Genomic DNA, 20,297 nt, shown 5'->3' on the forward strand with positions numbered 1-20,297 from the left:
GGTGTGTCGGACAATGGCAGGGCCAGGCCGCGGCCCCTCCCCACCGGCGCGGGGCCCTCCGTACACGGACAGAATCGGGTTCAGCTCTATGGGACGGGTCACCGAACGCCGCCGCACCCTCCGTATCCGGGACGGCGCTCTCTCCACCCGCAGCGACACCCTGGTGGCCGAGGAGCCCCTGGAGATCCGGCTGAACGGCAAGCCGCTGGCCATCACCATGCGGACGCCGGGCGACGACTTCGCGCTGGCCGCCGGGTTCCTGGTCAGCGAAGGGGTGGTCGCCCGGGGCGAAGAGGTGCGGTCGATCGTCTACTGCGCCGGGGCGACCGCCGACGGCGTGAACACGTACAACGTGGTGGACGTACAGCTCGCGCCGGGCGTCGCGGTGCCGGACATCACGCTGGAGCGGAACGTCTACACCACCTCCTCCTGCGGCCTGTGCGGCAAGGCCAGCCTCGACGCGGTGCGCACCACCACCCGCCATCCGGTGTCCGACGCTCCCCCGGTCCGGCTGACGCCCGCGCTGCTCTCCGCGCTCCCGGACCGGCTGCGCGCCGCGCAGAAGGTGTTCGACCGGACGGGCGGGCTGCACGCGGCGGCCCTCTTCTCCGAGGAGGGCGATCTGCTCGACATACGGGAGGACGTGGGACGGCACAACGCGGTCGACAAGCTGGTGGGCCGGGCGCTGACGGACGGACGGCTGCCGCTGTCGAGGGCGGTGCTGCTGGTGTCGGGGCGGGCCTCGTTCGAACTGGCCCAGAAGGCGGTGATGGCGGGCATCCCGGTGCTGGCGGCGGTCTCCGCGCCGTCCTCACTGGCGGTGGACCTGGCGGCGGAGAGCGGACTGACGCTGGTCGGTTTTCTGCGGGGGCCGTCGATGAACGTGTACGCGGGCGAGCACCGGATCGCGCTGGAGCCGGCCGGGGCGGCGGAGGCGCCGTAGCCCGCACGCCCGGGGGTCACCGGCCCCGCCGTGGCCGACGGGGGCGGGTTCGGTGGAGATTCCGGCGCGAGCCGCTTACCCCTCCGGCAGAACTGGGCACCGGGGACGCCCGAGCCTTGCCCATCTGGCCGGATTTCGACGGTTGACCCGTACGCGCGCGTCGGTGCACGGAGCGTGTCGGGACCCTCCCGCCCGGCCCCCGCTTGGGGTAGCGTCGCGGCGCTGTGCGGAGCGCCCCGAGGAGCAGGTCATTGCGTGAATTCACCGTCCCCCCCATGGCAGCGGCGCCCCAGGTGGGCGGTCTGGCCGATGTGGTCTTCGGCCACGCCGAGGACGATCCGCACCGGATCGCGTTCGGCCGCAAGGACGCGGACGGGCAGTGGCGGGACGTGACCTCGAAGGCCTTCCGCGACGAGGTGCTGGCCCTGGCGAAAGGCCTGATCGCGCACGGTGTGCGGTTCGGCGACCGGGTCGCGCTGATGGCCCGTACGCGCTACGAGTGGACGCTGTTCGACTTCGCTGTCTGGACCGTCGGGGCCCAGTCCGTGCCGGTCTATCCGACGTCGTCGGCCGAGCAGGTCCTGTGGATGCTGCACGACTCCGAGGCGGTGGCGGTGATGGTCGAGCACGAGGACCACGCGATGACCGTCGGTTCGGTGATCGACCGGCTGCCGCAGCTCAAGCGGCTGTGGCAGCTGGACGCCGGGGCGGTCGACGAACTGTTCGCGGCGGGCACGCAGGTGGACGACGAGGTGGTGCACCGCCACCGGCGCGCGGTGACGCCCGAGTCCGTGGCGACCGTCATCTACACCTCGGGGACCACCGGCCGCCCCAAGGGGTGTGTGATCACGCACGCGAGCTTCATGTTCGAGAGCGACACCATGGTCGGCCGCTGGGAGCCGGTGTTCCACTCCCGGCCCGGCGACGAGGCGGCCACCCTGCTCTTCCTGCCGCTGGCCCATGTCTTCGGCCGCATGGTGGAGATCGCGGCGGTCCGGGGCCGGGTCAAGCTCGGCCACCAGCCGGAGCTGTCGGCGAAGGCCCTGATGCCGGACCTGCTGACGTTCCGGCCGACGTTCATCCTGGCGGTGCCGTACATCTTCGAGAAGGTGTTCAACGGGGCCCGGCGCACGGCGGAGACGGAGGGCCGGGCGGGACCGTTCGACAAGGCGGTGGACGTCGCGGTGAAGTACGCCGAGGCGCTGGAGCAGAAGGCGTTCGGGACCGGCCCGGGACCCTCGCCGGGACTGCGGATGCAGCACCAGTTCTTCGACAAGGTCGTCTACAAGAAGGTCCGCGACGCCATGGGCGGGCGGGTGCGGCACGCCATGTCGGGCGGCTCCGGCATGGACCGGCAGCTCGGCCTGTTCTTCGCGGGCGCCGGGGTGAGCGTCTTCGAGGGGTACGGGCTGACCGAGTCGACCGCGGCGGCGACGGCGAACCCGCCCGAGCGCACCCGGTACGGCACGGTCGGGCAGCCCATCCCCGGGACGTCGGTGCACATCGCGGAGGACGGGGAGGTCTGGGTGCACGGGGCGAACGTGTTCTCCGGGTACCTGGGCAACCCGGACGCCACCCGGGCGGTGCTGCGCGACGGCTGGCTGGCCACCGGTGACCTCGGATCGCTGGACGAGGACGGCTATCTCACGATCACCGGCCGGAAGAAGGAGATCCTGGTGACCTCCGGCGGCAAGAGCGTGTCCCCGGCCGGTCTGGAGGAGCGGGTGCGGGCGCATCCGCTCGTCGCGCAGTGCATCGTCGTCGGCAACGACCGCCCGTACATCGCGGCGCTGGTCACCGTCGACCAGGAGGGGGTGGACCACTGGCTGGCCATGCGGGGCCGCACCCCGCTCGCCCCCGCGGAACTGGTGCGCGACCCGGACCTGGAGATGGAGATCCGCCGGGCGGTGGTGGCGGCCAACACGGCGGTGTCGCAGGCGGAGTCGATCCGTACGTTCCGGATACTGGCCCACCCGTTCACCGAGGAGCACGGGCTGCTGACGCCCTCGCTGAAGCTGAAGCGCAAGGCGATCGAGGCGGCGTACGGGAGGGAGGTGGACGCGCTGTACCACTGAGCCCGGGGCGACGTCACCACTGAGCAGGGCGTCGTCGGACTGCCGCCCGCCGCGCTACGCCCGGGGTCCCGGGGGACGTCGGGGCGGGAATGTGCGGGGCCGCGGGGACGTTGTCGTGGGGAGTACTGACCGACGACGTTAGGATCGACCGCTCGTGAGCAAGGTCCCCTCCATCACCCTCAACAACGGCCTCGACATGCCGCAGCTCGGTTTCGGCGTCTGGCAGGTGCCGGACGACGAGGCGGAGAAGGCGGTCGCCACCGCCCTTGAGACCGGCTACCGCAGCATCGACACCGCCGCGCTCTACGAGAACGAGAGGGGCACCGGCAAGGCGGTCGCCGCCTCCGGCATCGCCCGTGACGAGCTGTTCGTCACCACGAAGCTGTGGAACTCCGAGCAGGGCTACGACCGCACACTGCGGGCCTTCGACGCCTCGCTGGACAAGCTCGGCCTGGACTACGTCGACCTCTACCTGATCCACTGGCCGGTCCCCGCGAAGGACGCGTACACCGAGACGTACCAGGCACTGGAGAAGATCTACGCCGACGGCCGCGCCAAGGCCATCGGGGTGTCGAACTTCCACCCCGAGCACCTGGAGCGGCTGCTGGGCGAGACCTCCGTGGTCCCGGTGCTCAACCAGATCGAACTGCACCCCCACCTCCAGCAGACCGCGTCCCGCGCCTTCCACGCCGAGCACGGCATCGCCACCGAGGCCTGGTCGCCGCTGGGCCAGGGCAAGGGCCTGCTGGAGGTGCCGACGGTCGTCGCCGTCGCCCAGAAGCACGGCCGCACCCCCGCCCAGGCGGTGCTGCGCTGGCACGTGCAGACCGGCAACATCGTGATCCCGAAGTCCGTGACCCCCTCGCGGATCAAGGAGAACCTCGACGTGTTCGGCTTCGAGCTGGACGCCGACGACCTCGCAGCGTTCGCCGCGCTCGACGAGGGCAGGCGCCTGGGCCCGGACCCGGCGGAGTTCAACCGCGGCGCCTGACCCCGCTCCCCCCGCCGTGCTCCTTCCGCGCCCCTGGTCGCGGTCGGGGCCGGTGGCAGGGGGGATGCCCCCTACGGCGCGCCGTCCCGGAAGCGGGTAGGGCCGGAACACCGTCCGAACGGCGGACGAAGCCGCGATGACAGCAAGCGCGGCGCACATATTGCCGGTGCGCCCGTGGGGCCATAACTTGCCCTTATGGAGCTGGAGTTGCGCCATCTGCGAACGGTCCGTGCCATAGCCGACACCGGCAGCCTCACCAAGGCGGCGGCTGCCCTCGGGCTGGCCCAGCCCGCTCTCAGCGCCCAACTTCGCCGGATCGAGAAGGCGTTGGGCGGTTCGCTCTTCGAGCGCGACCACACCGGCGCCCGCGCCACCCCGCTCGGCGAACTGGTCCTGGAGCGGGCCCGGGTGGTGCTCCCCGCGGTGAGCGAACTCCAGGCCGAGGCCGTACGGTTCGCCAACGCCACCGGGGCGCTGGACCGGTTCCGGCTGGGCGGCACGCACGGACCGCTGCTCGGCGGTCTGGTGGACCGGATCGCCGCCGCCCACCCCGTGGCACCCGTGTCCACCTACACCGCCTGGTCGGTTGACGAGATCGCCTCGATGGTGATCGACGGACGGCTGGACTTCGCCCTCATCGGGGCGTGCGGCGAGAGCCCGCCGCCGCTGGCCGAGCGGCTGACGTGGGAGGTCGTGGGGGTGGACCCCGTCTTCGTGATGCTGCCGGAGGGCCACGAGCTGGCCGGGGAGGGCGAGCTGGAGCTGGCCTCACTGGCGGACGAGTCCTGGGCGAACGTGCCGGGCGACGGCTGCTTCGAGGAGTGTTTCGCCACGGCGTGCGCACGGGCCGGCTTCGCCCCGGTGTCGGTGTTCGAGACGGACACCGCCTCCGTCGTCCATCTGGTGCAGGTGGGGCGGGCGATCGGGCTGTGCCGGGCGACCTTCCCGCCGACGCCCGGCCTGGTCACCAGACCCCTGGCCGGCGCGCCGCTCAGCTGGCGCCATCTGGTGGGCTGGCACCCGCGCTCCCCCGCCGCGAGCGCGGCCGCCGTGACGGTGACCGGGGCGACCAGGGCCGCGTACGCGGAGGCGGTGTCCCGCAGCCCCAGCTACGCCCGGTGGCTCACCTCCCACCCCCGGTTCGGCACCGTGGCCTGAGCCGGGCCGCCCACCGCGCCGCGAGAGCCGCCGGGCCACGGAGCACGAGAGGCACCCGGCCACCGGCCGACAGCGGGTCGGGTCACTCCGCCCCGTGGGACGGGGCGGCGGACGCCACCCGGGTGGCGAGCGTGATGTCCTTCTCGGTGACCGCGCCGCCCGCGTCGTGGGTGTGGACGGAGAGCGCCACCGTGTTGTATCCGAGCGTCAGGTCGGAGTGGTGGTTCAGCTCCTCCTGGATTCCCGCGATGTGCATGGTCAGCGCGGCGGCGGCGAAGTGGGAGGGCAGCCGGAAGGTCCGGGTCAACCGGTCCCCCTCCAGCGACCAGCCCGGCAGCGCCTCCAGTCGGCGGGCGATCTCGGCCGGGGTCAGCGGTTCGGCGGTCATGGACGGCTCCAGGGGTCTCGGCGGACCGGCGCACGGTATGCGCCCCGGTGGACCGGGTCCGAGCGTGCCGGTCCCGGTACGCCGGTGACGTTACGGTCTTCCCCCGACAGCTGTCCTGCCCGACACGGACGCGGGGGCGCTGCCGCGGGACCGGCGCGCGGGGACCGGCAGACCGTCCTCGTACGCACGTCGAACCGCGCGCGCTCCGCGACGAGGTGGCCGCCCGTCCGCACGCCCACGCTCCGTCCTGACCCGCACCGGTCCGGCCTCAGGGAACGCGTCAGACCCGGGCCCCGTTGTCGAGCGGATCGCGCCGGACCCTGCCCCCGCGCGCCACGCCCTTCCCTCGTCCCCTTCGCTTGCCCGGTACGGGTGGTGGCGCCTTCGTGGTCCGCTCCAGGAGGAGCGCCCCGGGGACGGCGGTGAAGACCGAGGACCAGGTGCCGACGCAGATGCCGATGAGCAGGGCGAGCGCGAAGTCGGTGAGCGAGTCGCCGCCGAGGACCGCGAGGGCGGCCAGGATGAACAGGGCCCCCATCCCGGTGTTCACCGTGCGGGGGACGGTCTGGAGGACGGCCCGGCGCGCGACGGTGGCGGGCGGTGTCCGCCGGTTGGCGGCCCACAGTTCCCGTACCCGGTCGAACACCACCACCGAGTCGTTGACCGAGTAGCCGATGACGGTGAGGAGGGCCGCCAGGAAGATGCCGTCCACCGGCCGCCCCAGCCAGGCGAAGGCGCCCACCACGAGGATCACGTCGTGGACCAGCGCCGCGACCGAGGCCACGGCGAACGTCCAGCGGAACCGGGCCGCCAGATAGGCGAGTTGGACGAGCACCGCGACCGCCAGGGCGATCAGCGCGTTGCGCCGCAGTTCGTCGCCGAGGCTCGGGCCGATCAGCTCGTCCCGTACCTTCGTGGTCTCACCCCCTTCGGCGGCGAGGGCCGACCGCAGCGCGTGCTCACCGTCGTTGTCGAGCTTCCCGGTGCGCACGGAGAGGTCGCCGTCGCCCGCCGTGGTGACCTCGGCGTCGCCGAACCCGGCTCCGGCGAGCGCGTCGCGGGCGCTCTCCACGTCGACCGGCCGGCTGGTGGAGTACTCGACCAGCCGGCCCCCGGTGAACTCGACGCCGAGGTCCACCCCACGCACCACGATCCCGGCCGCCGCGACGGCGACCAGGGCCACGGAGACGACGAGCCAGCGGACCGGCTTGCGGAAGAGACCGGGGTCCTTCCGGATCAGCCAGGTCCGTACGGCACCGGGCCGGGCGATCCCGTTGACGCCCCGGTAGTCGCTGACGAAGCGGGAGTTGGCGGCGATCTCGGTGAGGGCGCGGGCGATGACCAGCGCGGAGAACATCGAGGCGACGACCCCGACGGCGAGGGTGACCCCGAAGCCCTTGACGGGTCCCGAGCCCAGGAAGAAGAGCAGACCGGCCGCGATCAGGGTGGTGGCGTTGGAGTCGGCGATGGCGCTCCACGCCTGCCGGAAGCCGGTGGTCAGCGCGGAGCGCAGGGAGCGTTTCGGCTGTGCGGCGCATTCCTCTCTGGCCCGTTCGAAGACCAGGACGTTCGCGTCGACCGCCATCCCGATCGCCAGGACGAACCCGGCGAGGCCGGGCAGGGTGAGGGTGACGCCGAGGGCGACGAGCGCGGCGTAGGAGATCACGGCGTACGCGGCCAGCGCCACGGCGGCCAGGGCCCCGAAGAGCCGGTACATCAGGGTGATGAACAGGGCGGTGGCGGCCGCCCCGATGAGGGCGGCCCGCGCGCTCGCGTCGATGGCGGCCGCGCCCAGCGTCGGGCCGACGGTCCGCTGTTCGACGATCTCGACGGGGACGGGAAGGGCGCCGCCCTTGATGAGCAGCGCCAGGTCACGCGCCTCCTCCGCGCCGAACGAGCCGGTGATCCGGGTGGAGCCGGAGGGCAGTCCGGCCCGGCAGCCGACCGAGGGGTCGACCTGCGGCGAGGAGATGATCTTCCGGTCGAGGACGATGGCGACCCTGCGCCGGTCGTCCCCGGCCGGGTGGCAGGCGGCCTCCCCGGTCAGCCGGGTCCAGTCCTTCCCGGCGTCCTCGCGGAAGTCGAGCGCCACGTTCCAGCCCGCGCCGCCCTGGGTGTCGAACGCCGCTCGGGCGTCCTCGACCCCCGCTCCGGACAGCCGGGCCGGTCCGAGGGCCAGCGGGCGGTCCTGCTCGTCGGGGAGAGTCAGCCCGTCCTCCCCTGCGGGCCCCTCGACGGCGTGGAAGGTGAGCTGGGCCGTCCGGCCGAGCACCTCGGTGGCCTGGCGCGGGTCCTGGACGTCGGGCAGTTCGACGATGATCCGGTCCTCGCCGGACCGGGTCAGGGCCGGTTCGGCGACTCCCAGGGAGTCGATGCGCTGACGCAGCACCTCCAGGGTGCGGTCCGTGGTTTCCCGGTCCGCCCGGACGGCAGCGGTGTCCTGGGCCTGGAGCACCATACGGGTGCCGCCCTGGAGATCGAGGCCGAGTCGGGGCGACATGGTCAGGGTGATGAAGACGGAGACGAGCAGGACGGCGGCAGCCAGAACCGCCCGCACCGCGGTGGCGCGAGTCATGGGAATCCTCCGGTGGGGCGCCGGGCGCCCTCACCTCAGCGAGGACGCGGCGCCGGATCGGCAGAGCAGGACGGACGACCGGCCGGGCGACCGGTGGTCCTCTCCGGAGGTCCCCGTACGCCGGGGAGCGCGCCCGTACGCCACCGGGGCGCGCCGAAGGACGCCTCGGCGGCCTCCCGGGCGCCCGCGCGGGGCACGGCCGGTCCCGGGTGGCGGGGTGTCAGGGCGTCGTGCGGCGGCGGGGGCGCGTGGCTCAGCAGAAAAGCCCGGCCGGTACCCGCCCGGGGGGCCTGTGCCGGATCGGCCTCGGCCCGTGGGTGCTCGTGCGTCGCCCGGTCCACGTCGGCCAGGGCGCCGGAGGCGGTCGCGGGCCCGGGGGCCTCGCCGGCCGCCGGGGCGGGGGCACGGTCGGTCACCGCGCCCGCCCGGTCCGTCACGGCCGTCGCCGTAGTGGGCGTCGTCGCGGCAGTCGCGGTGAGTACGGGTGCCGCGCCGTTCGCCGTGGTCGCGCCGCCGAGCACCGCGAGGACGGTGAGGAGCAGCGCGGCCAGGGCACTTCGGGCGCGGTTCGCCGGGCCGCCGCGCCGGACGTCCCGCGGGCTCACGTTCGCCCGGGGCGGCCCCGGGTGCCGGGTCACCGGGCCCGGCCGGAACGCTCGGGCGCCACGGGCCGGTGGCACGGCACGGAGCGCGGGTTCTGTCCGGCCCCGCGGACCGCGGTGGCCGAGGGGCCGTCGGCCGGGCGCACCCGGGTGCCGGGGCACCGGGCGGGACGGTCCGGGCCGCACGGGCGCTCGGACGCGGGTGCGGTCCACCCGGCTCCGGAGCCGGCTCGGGGACGACGGACTTCGCGGCCGTTCCGGCTCGGCGGGAGGCCGACGGGGCCCGGTCGCTGCCCGTCGCGCACCGAACGCATCGTCCCTCACTCCCGGTCGGCCGTTCTCGGCCACCCCACGCACCCGTCGGCCCGCTGATAGCGAGGCACGACCGAGCTCTCACTATGCAATACCGGGTCAGGGAACACCACTTCCTCCCCGATTCGCAGGTGCGCCCGCGCTTCTGCTCCACCGTGGGCGCGGCCGGTGACCGGACGGTCCCCCGGCCGACCGGGGCTGCGGGCCGGGGCCGCCGGGCGACGGGTATAAAGGGCTGCATGACAGCCGAAGTACCGCCGCCCGTACGCCCCACCACCTTGGAGGACGTGGCGGCCGTGGCCGGTGTGTCACGGGCCACGGTGTCCCGGGTGATCAACGGGGTGACCACGGTGGACCCCGCCCTGCGCTCCGTGGTCGAGGAGGCGGTGGCGACCACCGGGTACGTGCCGAACCGGGCGGCGCGGTCGCTGGTGACCCGGCGGACCGACTCGGTGGCCCTGGTGGTCTCCGAGCGGGAACGGCGGCCGGTGGCCGAGCCGTTCGTCGGCCGGATGTTCTCCGACCCCTACTTCGGGCGGGTCGTCAGCGGGCTGCTGGAGGTGCTGCGCCCGGCGGGGATCCAGATGGTGGTGATGCTCGCCGACGACGAGGCGTCCCGCACGCAACTGCTCTCGTACCTGCGCCACGGGCACGTGGACGGCGTCGTGCTCATCACCTCGCACGCCGACGACCCGCTGCCCGGTCTGCTCCACGACACCCGGATGCCCGCCGTTCTCGCGGGCCGTCCGCTCCAGCCGTCGCCGCTGGCGTACGTGGAGGTCGACCAGTACGCCGGGGCCCGGCTGGCGGCCGATCACCTGGCCGCCCTGGGGCGGCGGCGCATCGGCACCGTGTCCGGCCCGCAGGACCGGCCCGCCGGGCAGGTGCGGCTCACCGGTTTCCTGCACGCGGTCGCCGCGCACGGCATCGCGGACGTGACCTGCGCCGAGGGCGACTTCACGCATCTGGGCGGGGCCGCGGCGATGCGCCGCCTGCTGGCGGAACGCCCCGATCTGGACGGGGTGTTCATCGCCTCCGACCTGATGGCCCTGGGGGCGCTGCCGGTCCTGCTGCGGGCCGGGCGCGACGTGCCGTCCGACGTGGCGGTGGTGGGCTTCGACGACAGCAGCGCGGCGGCCGCGTGTGATCCGCCGCTGACCACGGTGCGGCAGCCGGTGGAGGAGATGGCGGCGGAGATGGCCCGGCTGCTGCTGAAGCAGATCGGCGGCCCGGGGGGCCCGTCGCCCTCGGTGCTCTTCCCGCCGACGCTGGTACGACGCCAGTCGGCCTGAACCGCCGGGCGCCCGCACGGATACCGAGGACCGGGGGCTCGAAGTCCGAAGCCCTCAGCCCGCGTCCCGCACGGGCGTCTCGCTCGCGTCCCGTACAGGCGTCTCGTCAGCGTCCCGTACGGGCGTCTCGTCCGCGTCCCGTACGACCGTATCGCCCGGGAACGGCGCGTCCGCCCGGTCGGCCCCGGCGAAGCCCTCGGCGTGCAACGGGACTTGCGGCCCCGAGGCCTCGTGCAGCCAGCGGGCCAGCACCCGGTGGACCGCCTCCGCCCCGACCAGCCCGCCGCCGTGCGGGACGGCGCGCGCCTCGGCGGTCCCGGCCGTCCCGGCTGCCTGGGCGTTGTCGGCCGTCTCGGCGGCGACGATGTCGAGGGGGTCGGTCATGCCGCGCGGCCAGAGCAGGAACGGGCGGGACTGCTCGCCGCCGAGTCCGCCGTGCGAACCTATCTGCTCCTCGAAGGCGTGCACGGTGCCGGTGGCGGGGTCGTACATGGAGTTGACCATGACGTCCGCCACGTGCGGAAAGGTGTCCGTGCGCCGCACGGCTGCGGCGGCTCCGGCCCCGAAGTTCGCCAACGGACCTTCGCCGTCCCGTAGTTCACCGACCGGCACCTCCACTCCGCCCGGCCCCAGCACCACCGATCCCCGCTTCTCGCCGTGGACCAGCAGGAAACCGATCCCCGGGTGGTTGGCGAGGGTGGAGAGCAGCGCCGGGTGGCGGCGGTCGATCTGTTCGCGGGAGGCGCGCCCCTCGATGTCGGGGAAGGAGAGCAGCCCCAGGTTGCCGGAGGCCAGCACGACGGGGTCGGAGGGCTTGGCCGGGTGCTCGGCCTCCTGTCCCTCGACCGGGCGGTGCAGCGCGATCCGCAGGGCGTCGCGCGCCTCGGACGCGCTGCGGGTGCGCTGGGCCCGGCGCGGCACCGGCAGCCCGGAGCCCGCGCGGACGAGGTCCTTGAGGGTGAGGCCGTACTTCCCCGCGAAGGTCTCGCCGGGGCTCTGGCCGTGGTCGGACAGGAGCACGATCCGGTAGGTGCGGGGGGTGTGGTCGGCGATCTTGGCGATCAGCGCGAGGGAGCGGTCCAGCCGGGCCAGGACCTTGTCCGCGTCGCGGCTGTGCGGTCCGGAGTGGTGGGCGACCTCGTCGTAGGCGACGAGGTCGGCGTAGACGGCGGTGCGTCCCGCGAACATGTCGCCGAGCACGGCGGCCACGACCACATCCCGCCCCACGACGGTGGAGAAGGCGCGGATGAACGGGTAGAGCCCGCCGCGCTTGACCCGCGGGGTGCCCTTGCGGGCGCGGGCCCGGGTCGACTGGCCGATCTCGCGGACGACCTCGGCGACGAAGGAGAGGGCGGTACGGGTGGCGTTGGCCGGGTCGGAGAAGTAGGCGAAGTACCCGCCGCGGGAGCGACGGCCCTTGCCGCGCCGGGCGGCCATGGAGAGCACCAGGGCGAGCTGTCCGGCCCCGCCGCTGAAGAGGTTGCCGCGGCTCGCGCCGTCGACGGTGAGCAGGCCGCCGTCGCGGGTGCGTTCGATGGCCCGGCGCTGCATCTCCAGGGCGCTCGCGGGGCGGCTGGAGACCATGACCGTACGGGTCTCCTTCTCGTACCAGCGGAAGGCGGGCACGTCGTGGTTGCTGCCGTGCAGGATGGCGAGCTGGCTGGCGCCGGTCTGGCTGGACCAGTCGGTGCGCCAGGGGGTGAGCCGGTGCCCGGCGGAGTCGGCGAGCCAGCCCGCGACGGTCGGCATCAGCCCTTCGGCGGCGGCCCTGACGAGCACGTCGTGGCCGACGCCGTCGAGCTGGAGGAAGACCGTGCCGGGCGGGCCGTCGCGGCCCGGGTCGTGGTGGTCCGGGAAGCGTCTGCGGCGGCGGTCGGCGAGCCGGGAGAGGCGGCGGCGGTAGGCCTCGTCGTCCCGGACGGTCAGGGCGGTGGAGGTGGCGGAGGCGACGGCGGACATCACGGCCGCGACGACGACCGCGGTCTCCGGGGCGGCGTCGCCCCGCCCGTCCGGGATCAGCCGCACGGCTATCAGCAGCAGCGAGCCGTTGAGGAAGAAGACCAGCGCGCCGAGGACGAGGGCGGGGACGATGAGCAGGGCCCGGACCAGGACGGGCCAGACCAGGGCGGAGAGCAGGCCGAAGGCGCCCGCGCCCCAGGCCGCGGTGAACGCGGTCCTGGTGACGGTGTCCCCGTCGTCGGACTGGAGCTGGAAGTCGGGGAGGATACCGGCGAGCGCCAGCATGGTGAGGGTGGACACCGCCCACACCACGATGACCCGCAGCAGGGCCGCGCCCGCCGTCCGCCATCTGCCGTCGCCCACGCCGGTCACCTCGTGCCCTCTCCGCCTCGGGCCCGGTCATCGGAAACCCGTTCCCCAGCTTTTCACAGCGCCGGTGCCGGTCGGCGGCTTGCCGGCGGCGGCACGGCGGTACCGGGGGGCGCTTAGGCTCGTACGCACAGCGCTCCCCGCTACGGGGGGCGCGGACCCGCCCGGCCCGCCACGTGGCCGGGGCGGGGCGGGGACGGACGAGGACAGGCGAGGAGGCCGAGGTGCCGGTGGAGGTCACCTGGTGGGGTCATGCCACCTGCACGATCGAGGACTCGGGGGTGCGGGTGCTGACCGACCCGCTGTTCGTGCGGCGGTTCGCGCATCTGCGCCGCCGCCGGGGCGAGGTGCCGCCGCCGCGGGCCTCGGTCGCCGAGGTGGTGCTGGTCTCGCACCTGCACTCCGACCACCTCCATCTGCCCTCACTGACCAGGCTGGCCCCCGGCACCCGGCTGATCGTGCCGAGCGGCGCGACGGCGGCCGTGCCGGGCCTGCGGGTGCTGCGGAGGATGCGGCAGCTGCGCGTCACCGAGGTGCGGCCGGGCGACGAGGTGCGGGTCGGCGCGGTGCGGGTGCGGGCGGTTCCGGCCGCCCATGACGGGCGGCGGCTGCCGGTGGGCCCGCGCCGGGTGCCCGCGCTGGGGTATGTCGTCGAAGGCGAGGCCCGGACGTACTTCGCCGGGGACACCGGGCTCTTCGACGGGATGGCGGACGCGGTGGGGCCGGTGGACGTGGCGCTGCTCCCGGTGGGCGGCTGGGGCCCCTACCTCGGACACGGCCACCTGAACCCGGCGCGGGCCGCCGAGGCGCTGGTCCGGCTGGGGCCGCGGGCGGCGGTTCCGGTGCACTACGGCACGTACTGGCCGGTCGGCCTGGACGCGGTGCGGCCGCACGAGTTCCACGCGCCGGGCGACGACTTCGTCCGGCACGCGGCGAAGCGGGCACCCGAGGTGACGGTGCACCTGCTGGGGCACGGCGAACGGGTGCGGCCGGAGGCCGGCCGGTGATCGACGAGATCCAGACGGTGGTCCGGGACCTGCCGACCGAGTCGACCCAGCAGGCGATCGGTTATCCGACCTTGTTCCTGCTGGTGGCGCTGGGGGCACTGGTGCCGGTGGTGCCGACGGGGGCGCTGGTGAGTTCGGCGGCGGTGGTGGCGTTCCACCAGACCTCCCCGTTCTCCCTGCTCCTCCTGTTCGTGGTGGCGTCGGGCGCGGCGTTCCTCGGGGACGTCTGCCTGTACTGGCTGGGACAGCGCGGGGTGCGGTCGAATCACGGGTCGAAGTGGCTGGGGGCCATCACCCGCCGGGCCGCGCCGGAGCGGCTGGCCCAGGCGCAGGCGAAGCTGGAGGAGCACGGCGCGACGGTGCTGGTGCTGTCCCGGCTGGTGCCCGCCGGGCGTATCCCGGTGATGCTGGCGTGCCTGCTCGGCCGGATGCCCCTGCGGCGGTTCGCCCGGGGCGATGTCCCGGCGTGCCTGGCCTGGGCGGCGACGTACCAGCTGATCGGGATTCTCGGCGGTTCGCTGTTCGCCGAGCCGTGGCAGGGGGTGCTCGCGGCGGTCGCGCTGACGTTGCTGATCAGCGGCGCTCCGGCGGTGTGGCGCAGGCTCCGGGCGCGCTTCGGCCACGGTACGGGCACGGGGGACGCGACGGGGTGAGCCGTACGGCGGGCCGGGTGGTGGCGGACCGCGACGCACCGGCCCGGGGGCCGTGAACGTACGGGCGGGTCAGCGCAGTGCGCCGAGGGTCCTCGCGAGCAGGCTCAGCGCCCGCGCCACGTGCGGCAGCTCCAGGGGCGCCGCCGAGGCGAGGGAGGCGGCCTGCTGCCCCTCGGCCGTCCCGAGCAGCGGTCCGGTGCTCAGGCGGACGCGCAGCGCGCCCAGTTCGTCGCCGAAGCGGTGGCCGCCCGGAGTGGGGACGCCGAGCCGTCGGGTCAGGTACTCCTCCAGCTCCGGGGAGTCGGTGACGCCACGGCCGGCCAGTCCGGCGCGGAGCGGGCCGAGGTCCGCGTAGAGGTGGCGGCCCGCCTGCGGGGGCCGGGCCAGTGCCCCGGCGGCGAGGACCGCGCGGTGGGCGGCCGCGGCGACCTCGCCGTGCAGGGCGGCGGCCCGCGCCGTCCGCTCCCGTACGGACGGCGGCTCGCCCAGGGCGTGAGCGGCCGCGGGGGCGACGGGTCCGGCGACGAGGGCACCGAGCGCGGTGAGGATGTCGAGGGTACGGGCGTGGCGTCCGGCGGCCTCGGCGGTGTCCGGGAAGCGGGCGACGGCGACCGGCCAGGCGGCGGGGGTGAGGGCCCCGGACAGGTCGGTGAGCACGGTGACGTCGTCCGGGCACATCTCGGCGGGGCTGAGCAGGACGGTGTCGCGGGGCCGGTGCACGGTGTCGCGCCAGGTCTCGTCGCTGACGATGTGCAGCCCTTCGCCGACGGCGGCCTCGCAGGCCTCGCGGACCAGCTCGGGCGGGGCGACAGTGGCGGTGGGGTCGTCGACGACGGACAGCACCAGCAGCTTCGGCGTGCCGCCCTCGGCGCGGACCCGGCGGACGGTCTCCAGGAGGGCGTACGGGTCGGGAATGCCACCGCACTCGGCCGGGGTCGGCACCTGGTAGGCGGGCCGCCCCAGCAGTCTGGCCTGCGGCATCCAGGAGGCCGGGCAGGGGCGCGGCAGGAGGACGTCGCCGCCGTGCGCGCCGACGAGGGCCAGCAGGAGCGGCTGGGCCCCGGGGGCGGCGGCGATCGCGCCCGCCGTGCCGTGCAGCCCGCGCCGGTCCCAGTACCCCTGGGCCGCCTCCCGCAGCGCGGCTCCTCCGCCGGGCGGCTCGGGGCGGGTGCGTGCGGAGGCGGCGGCGAGGCGGGCGGCCAGCTCGGGCAGGACGGGCAGCCCCGGGTCGAGCGCGGGCGGCCCGAACCGGACGGGACCGTGGTCCTCGCGCCGGGCCGGGTGCGTGCCCTCGGCGGCAGGCGCGCGGCGCGGCTCGTCGCCGTGTCCGGGGCGTGGCTCCCCGTGCCGCCCCGGGCGGTCGGCGCCGGTCGCGGCGCGGAGCCGTCCGGGTGCTCCGGGAGCCCGGGGCCGGTCGGTGTCCTCGGTTCCGCTCATCGGTGTCCGGCCCTCCTCCGCCGCTCGCCGTGGGGCCTGCCTCCCGCCGCACGCCCCGGGGCGGGGCGGTGACCCCAGGGCCCTTTATACGGAGGTTCCGGGCGGGCCGCCCGTCCGGAACCTCCGGCCGCCGCGGGGTCGGCCGGCGGGGGCACTACGTGGCGCGGGTCTCAGCGCGCCTGCTGGTTCAGGGCGGCCCGGACGGGTATTCGCTGTGCCATGTCGTCACCGCGCACCTCACCCCACGTCGCCCCCGCCACCGCCCGGCTGCGGAGCTGGCTGCAGGGGCGGGACCTGGCCGTTTTCCGCAGCGTCGCCGACCGGCACTGGCCGGGCGCCGACCCGCTGCTGCCCCGGCTGAGCCGGAGCGCCAACCACGGTCTGCTCTGGTTCGGGACGGCGGCCGGGATCGCCGCGCTCGGCAGCAGCGCGCGCTCCCGCCGCGCCGCGCTGCGCGGGGTCGCGTCACTGGCCGTGGCGTCGGCGGCGATCAACACCGTCGGCAAGGGCGCGGTCCGCCGTGACCGGCCGATACTGGACGCCGTGCCGATGGTCCGGCAGCTCAAGCGCCAGCCGGTCACCACCTCCTTCCCCTCCGGACACGCGGCGTCGGCCGCCGCGTTCGCCACCGGGGTGGCCCTGGAGTCCAAGGCCTGGGGCGCGGTCGTGGCCCCGGTCGCGGTGGCGGTGGCGGCCTCCCGGGTCTACACGGGGGTCCACTATCCGAGCGATGTGCTGGCGGGGGCGGCGCTGGGCATAGGAGCCGCGTTCGCGCTGCGCGGGGTCGTGCCGACCCGGGGCCAGCTGCCCGCTCCCGGCCGCCCGCCGGGCGAGGCCCCGGCGCTGCCCGCCGGGAAGGGCCTCGTGGTGGTGGTGAACCAGCGGTCGGGCACCGCCACCGCGACGGCGGCGCTCGTGCGCGAGGCGCTGCCCGCGGCGGAGGTCCTGGAGGTCGCCCCGAGCGAGCTGTCGACCGCGCTGGACAAGGCGGCGGGCCGGGGCCGGGCGCTGGGGGTCTGCGGGGGCGACGGCACGGTGAACCAGGCGGCCTCCGTCGCGGCGACGCACGGTATGCCGCTCGCCGTCTTCCCCGGCGGGACGCTCAACCACTTCGCCTACGACCTGGGCATCGAGACCGTCCACGACACCGCGACCGCGCTCACCGCGGGCGACGCGATCCGGGTGGACCTGGGCCGCTTCCGCCCCGGGCCGAACGGGGAGGACGGGGCGGACGGCTACTTCCTCAACGCGTTCTCCCTGGGCGTCTACCCGGAGCTGGTGCGTACCCGGGAGCAGTGGTCGTCCCGGATCGGCGGTTGGCCGGCCGGGGTGCTCGCCGCCTGCCATGTGCTGCGCGGCGGGCGGCCGCTGGAGGCCGAACTCCAGGGCCGCAGGCGGCCGTTGTGGCTGCTCTTCGTCGGCAACGGCCTCTTCCAGCGGGTGGGCCCCGCCCCGGGCCGTCGGCACAACCTGGCGGACGGGCTGCTGGACGTCCGGGTGGTGCACGGTGGCCGGGGGCCCGCGCTGCGGCTGCTCGCGGCGGCGGTCGCGGGACCGCTCACCCGCTCCCCCGCCCACGCAGCGGTACGGCGGCGGCGGGTGCGGATCGCCGGTCTGGCGCCGGGCACTCCGTACGCGTACGACGGTGAGGTGGCGCAGTCGGGGCCCGAGCTGATGGTCGACAAGCTGCCCGAGGCGCTGACCGTGTACTGCCCGATGCCGCTCTGATCCGTCCCCCGCCGTTCCGCATGATGAGGCACCGATCTCATCATCCGCCATCGATCACGCTTGCGGCGGCCGCCAACTACCCTCGTTCGTATGGAGATCCTCGGAACCACGCTGCGTATCTGCGTCGACGACCTGGAGGCCGCGGTGGCCTTCTACGAAGGACTGACGGGCACATCGGCCCAGCGCTTCGACCGCGAAGGGGTGTCGGTCGCCGCGATCGGCTGCTTCCTGCTGATGAGCGGTCCCGCGGCGGAGCTGGAGGTGCTGCGCAAGGTGGGCGCGACCATCGCCGTCCGGGACGTCGACGAGGCGAACGCGGCGCTGACCCGTGCGGGCGCGCACATCGTCGCGGGGCCGGTGCCCACCCCGGCGGGCCGCAACCTCATCGCGCTGCATCCGGACGGCTCGGTCTTCGAGTACGTGGACCGCAAGGCCGCCGTCTGAGCGGGCCGCCCGGTCGGGGCCGCCCGGGACGTCACCTGGTCCGGCGACGGAAGAGGTAGCCGCCCCACACCCCGCCGATCAGGAACATGGCGAGCAGGGCGAACCAGAGCGGCAGGGTCACCTCGGGGATCAGCACGCGGATGGTGACGTCCTTGGTGTTCACGCAGATGAACACCACGACGAGCACGACCAGCACGGCCATCGCGACGCGGCCGAGGGTGAGGCGGCCCGTGCCGCGCCGGCTGCCGCTCGATACGTCCCTGGGGCTCATGGTCCGGCCCTTCCGCTCGCCCTGCGCCGTCCGGCCCGCCCGTCGTCCGTGCGACCGCCCCCCGGAGCCCAGCATGTCCGTCCACCGGGCCCGGAGGGCGGTCCTGTACCGCCGTCCGGGTGAACGGCGGTCGCGGCCGGTCAGCTCGCCGGGACCACCGGCAGCTCCAGGACGCCCGTGTCCTCGGGCGCGTGGACGACGGTGACGGGCTTGATGCCCCGGTTGCCGAAGTACGCGGTGTCGCTGGCGGCGACCACGAACTCCAGGCGGTGCCCCTTCTCGTACCGGTGGACGATGCCCGGCAGCTCGACCGTGAAGGGCCGGGTGACGTCGGGGACCCGGACCGGCGAGACGAGGCGGTTCACCAGCGTGCGGGAGCCGTCGGGCGCGACGTCGTAGACCTTGGCGAACAGCACGAGCTTGTCCGAGGCGTCGCCGCTGTTCTGGACCCGCTCCGCCGCGGGCGAGCGGACCTTCAGGGTGGCCCTGGCCGCGCCGACGACGTCGAGGGGCTCGGTGAGCGGTTCGCCGCGCCAGCCGAGGTAGGTCCCCTTGGTGTCGTACGGTTCGGGGTCGGGCAGCCCGATCAGCGGGGCGATCGAACTCTCCGAATGACTGGTCGGCACCAGCCAGTTGGTGTACTGGCGGCTGCCGCGCGCCACCTTGGAACGGTTGTCGACCAGCTTGCCGTCACCGGAGAGGTACATCGTCCGGGAGAGCGCCGGGACGTCCTCGGCGGTGCCGTAACCGCTCTGCCAGGAACGGTAGTAGGAGAGGGCGGGCCCGGTGTCGGTGGCGGTGTTCTTCCGCAGATACCGGTCGAACCAGGCGAGGATCCGCTGACCGGTGTGGCTGGTCTCCAGATTGCCCTGCCCCAGGTCGAGTTCGCCGGGCACCTGACCGCCGCTGTGGCCCCAGGACTGCCAGATCATCTTGGTCTCGGTGCCCTGCGCCTTGAGCGTCTTGTAGGTGGCCGTGGCCTCGTTCAGGTTGAACAGGCTGTCGGCCTGGCCCTGGACGACCAGGGTGGGGGCCGTGACCCGGTCCAGGTAGGAGACCGGCGAGACGCCGCGCGCGTAGGCCAGCATCTCCCGCGTCTTCCCGGCGGGGTAGCGGCCGGAGTTGAGGAGGCGGATCGTCTCGCAGGCGCGGGTGGCGAAGTGCAGGCAGTCCAGCCGGTTGATCCGGGACGGGTCCAGGCTCGGGTTGAGGAGCGGCTGTCCCTCGCCGATGAGGTAGAAGCCGTTGGTCCACTGCCACTTGAAGACGCCCGGGGTGTCGGAGGTGACGCCGGCGCGTGCCCCGGTGTTGTTGGGGGCGAGCGCGTAGGCGAGGTCGTTCCAGGTGATGAGCGGCACGAGGGCGTCGAGGCGGGGGTCCACGGCGGCGGTGGCCAGCTGGATCGCCCCGCCGTAGGAGCCGCCGACCATGCCGACGCGCGGGTCGCCCTCGGCGTCCTGGGTGACGAAGTCGGCCCTGGTGCCGTCGTCGGCCGCGCGCAGGCCGCCGAGGAAGTCCAGGAGCGCGCCGGCCGCCCGCCCGTCGACGGCCGGGTCGTCCAGGCTGATCAGGCAGCCGGACTTCCCGAAGCCGAGGCCGGAGTAGACCAGCCCGACGTAACCGCGGGCCGCGAACGCCCTGCCGATGGCGTCGGTCTGGCCGTCGGACTTGCTGCCGCCGAAGCCGTTGGTGGCGAGGACGGCGGGGGCGGGCCGCCGCGCGTCGGCCCCGGCGGGGCGGTAGAGATCGGCGTCCACCGTGCAGGATCGGCCGCCCGCCTCGACGGTGAACGTCAGCGGGGTGACGGTGTACGGCTCGGCCTCGGCGTGAGCCGGACCGGCGAGGACGAGGGGGGCGACGAGGGCCGCCCCGGCGACGGCGACGAACGGGACGCGCATTGCGGACACAGCACCTGACACGAGGACCTCCACACAAAGGCACCTTACCGACCGGTAAGTATTGGGCCGCGCTCATGCTGTGACACAGGTCATACCGGTGTCAACGCCTCTGTCAGCGGTTCTTGACGGATGTTCACATGCGGCGCGCGGAAACACAGCGGTTCCGCGCCCGTGCGCACGGCGGCGCGGGCGCGG

16 protein-coding genes are annotated in these 20,297 nt (G+C 74.6%); 9 read left to right on the forward strand and 7 right to left on the reverse strand.

Features of this window, described 5'->3' with window-relative positions; translation table 11 throughout:
- The first annotated feature begins 88 nt into the window (after nt 1-88).
- From fdhD to ACIRRU_RS21235, 4 genes are all read left to right on the forward strand, one after another.
- Nucleotides 89-943, forward strand: coding sequence for a formate dehydrogenase accessory sulfurtransferase FdhD (gene fdhD, locus ACIRRU_RS21220; RefSeq protein WP_403682755.1), 855 nt, complete (start codon nt 89-91; stop codon nt 941-943).
- Nucleotides 944-1,218: 275 nt separating this feature from the next.
- A complete protein-coding gene (locus ACIRRU_RS21225; RefSeq protein WP_403682758.1) occupies nt 1,219-3,018 on the forward strand; it encodes an AMP-dependent synthetase/ligase in 1,800 nt (599 codons plus the stop codon).
- 154 nt (nt 3,019-3,172) lie between these two features.
- Entirely contained in the window at nt 3,173-4,009 is an 837-nt protein-coding gene (locus tag ACIRRU_RS21230; protein WP_363200213.1) for an aldo/keto reductase, read from the forward strand.
- Between the two features lie 195 nt (nt 4,010-4,204).
- Complete coding sequence (locus tag ACIRRU_RS21235) at nt 4,205-5,167, forward strand: LysR substrate-binding domain-containing protein (protein ID WP_403682760.1); 963 nt, start codon at nt 4,205-4,207, stop codon at nt 5,165-5,167.
- Between the two features lie 82 nt (nt 5,168-5,249).
- On the opposite strand, the gene ACIRRU_RS21240 is transcribed toward ACIRRU_RS21235, so the two are convergent.
- The 3 genes from ACIRRU_RS21240 to ACIRRU_RS21250 form a co-directional block, all read right to left on the reverse strand.
- A complete protein-coding gene (locus ACIRRU_RS21240) occupies nt 5,250-5,555 on the reverse strand; it encodes a 4a-hydroxytetrahydrobiopterin dehydratase (RefSeq protein ID WP_403682763.1) in 306 nt (101 codons plus the stop codon).
- Between the two features lie 280 nt (nt 5,556-5,835).
- The gene (gene secD, locus ACIRRU_RS21245; RefSeq protein WP_403682766.1) at nt 5,836-8,130 is read right to left on the reverse strand and encodes a protein translocase subunit SecD; all 2,295 of its coding nucleotides are present in this window, start codon (nt 8,128-8,130) and stop codon (nt 5,836-5,838) included.
- 35 nt (nt 8,131-8,165) lie between these two features.
- Nucleotides 8,166-8,735 (reverse strand): hypothetical protein, encoded by a 570-nt coding sequence (locus ACIRRU_RS21250; RefSeq protein WP_403682769.1) that lies wholly within the window; start codon nt 8,733-8,735, stop codon nt 8,166-8,168.
- Between the two features lie 548 nt (nt 8,736-9,283).
- On the opposite strand from ACIRRU_RS21250, the gene ACIRRU_RS21255 reads away from it, so the two are divergent.
- On the forward strand, nt 9,284-10,336 hold the full coding sequence (locus ACIRRU_RS21255; RefSeq protein ID WP_403682772.1) for a LacI family DNA-binding transcriptional regulator: 1,053 nt from the start codon (nt 9,284-9,286) through the stop codon (nt 10,334-10,336).
- Between the two features lie 54 nt (nt 10,337-10,390).
- Here the strand turns inward: ACIRRU_RS21255 and ACIRRU_RS21260 are convergent, their stop codons facing one another.
- Nucleotides 10,391-12,658 carry a phage holin family protein gene (locus ACIRRU_RS21260; protein ID WP_403682775.1) on the reverse strand — a complete coding sequence of 756 codons (2,268 nt, stop codon included), beginning with the start codon at nt 12,656-12,658 and terminating at the stop codon, nt 10,391-10,393.
- Nucleotides 12,659-12,888: 230 nt separating this feature from the next.
- On the opposite strand from ACIRRU_RS21260, the gene ACIRRU_RS21265 reads away from it, so the two are divergent.
- Entirely contained in the window at nt 12,889-13,671 is a 783-nt protein-coding gene (locus ACIRRU_RS21265; RefSeq protein WP_403682778.1) for an MBL fold metallo-hydrolase, read from the forward strand.
- Complete coding sequence (locus ACIRRU_RS21270) at nt 13,668-14,324, forward strand: VTT domain-containing protein (protein WP_363200220.1); 657 nt, start codon at nt 13,668-13,670, stop codon at nt 14,322-14,324. Before ACIRRU_RS21265 ends, ACIRRU_RS21270 begins: the two co-directional genes overlap by 4 nt.
- Before the next feature lie 69 nt (nt 14,325-14,393).
- On the opposite strand, the gene ACIRRU_RS21275 is transcribed toward ACIRRU_RS21270, so the two are convergent.
- Nucleotides 14,394-15,761 (reverse strand): aminotransferase class I/II-fold pyridoxal phosphate-dependent enzyme, encoded by a 1,368-nt coding sequence (locus ACIRRU_RS21275; protein WP_403682781.1) that lies wholly within the window; start codon nt 15,759-15,761, stop codon nt 14,394-14,396.
- Nucleotides 15,762-15,980: 219 nt separating this feature from the next.
- On the opposite strand from ACIRRU_RS21275, the gene ACIRRU_RS21280 reads away from it, so the two are divergent.
- A complete protein-coding gene (locus ACIRRU_RS21280; protein WP_403682784.1) occupies nt 15,981-17,489 on the forward strand; it encodes a bifunctional phosphatase PAP2/diacylglycerol kinase family protein in 1,509 nt (502 codons plus the stop codon).
- Between the two features lie 90 nt (nt 17,490-17,579).
- Nucleotides 17,580-17,933 carry a VOC family protein gene (locus ACIRRU_RS21285; RefSeq protein WP_403682786.1) on the forward strand — a complete coding sequence of 118 codons (354 nt, stop codon included), beginning with the start codon at nt 17,580-17,582 and terminating at the stop codon, nt 17,931-17,933.
- Nucleotides 17,934-17,964: 31 nt separating this feature from the next.
- Here the strand turns inward: ACIRRU_RS21285 and ACIRRU_RS21290 are convergent, their stop codons facing one another.
- Nucleotides 17,965-18,204 carry a DUF1049 domain-containing protein gene (locus tag ACIRRU_RS21290; protein ID WP_403682788.1) on the reverse strand — a complete coding sequence of 80 codons (240 nt, stop codon included), beginning with the start codon at nt 18,202-18,204 and terminating at the stop codon, nt 17,965-17,967.
- Nucleotides 18,205-18,344: 140 nt separating this feature from the next.
- Nucleotides 18,345-20,102, reverse strand: coding sequence for a CocE/NonD family hydrolase (locus ACIRRU_RS21295; RefSeq protein ID WP_403682791.1), 1,758 nt, complete (start codon nt 20,100-20,102; stop codon nt 18,345-18,347).
- Nucleotides 20,103-20,297: the final 195 nt, after the last annotated feature.

Origin of the sequence: Streptomyces sp. NPDC101181 (assembly GCF_044767975.1) — a bacterium.
Lineage (GTDB): Bacteria > Actinomycetota > Actinomycetes > Streptomycetales > Streptomycetaceae > Streptomyces.